We start from the raw sequence: 456 nt of genomic DNA on the forward strand, positions 1-456 counted from the left end.
CTCCAACGCCCTGCGCGCCGGCTTCGTCTTGAGGCGCCGCATCGCGATGCCGGCGACGGCCAGTTCGTGGGCGGCGCGCGAGGCCGGCGGAAGCGGTGCCGGGTCGAGCCCCGCCAGCACGTCTTCGGCCTCGTCGAGACGGCCGATCAATAGCAGGCGCCGCACCTTGAGGTGGCCGGCATGCGCTGCGTTCAGCCGGTCGCCACGCTTTTCCAGCGTCGCCCGCGCCGCATCTAAAGCCTTGGCCGGCCAGCCGAGATCCCGCGAGACCAGCGCGATCTCGGCCTCGGCAACGACGCATCTGGCACGCGCTACCGCCTCTTTCGGGCCGAAGCCGCGCGCGGCACGCCGCAGCAGCGCCTTGGCGCGATCGAGATCGCCGAGCTGCGCCATGGCAATGCCGCGCAGCGCCAGCGCCGGCGGGTCTTCGCGCAAGGCGACGCGATCCAGCGCGCC

General features: G+C 73.2%; 1 pseudogene. It reads right to left on the bottom strand.

Features of this window, described 5'->3' with window-relative positions:
- Nucleotides 1–456 (bottom strand): annotated as a pseudogene (locus EN925_RS39230) (helix-turn-helix domain-containing protein); the annotation flags it as partial.

Origin of the sequence: Mesorhizobium sp. M7A.F.Ca.US.006.04.2.1 (assembly GCF_004022915.1) — a bacterium.
In the GTDB taxonomy this organism is placed as follows: domain Bacteria; phylum Pseudomonadota; class Alphaproteobacteria; order Rhizobiales; family Rhizobiaceae; genus Mesorhizobium; species Mesorhizobium ciceri.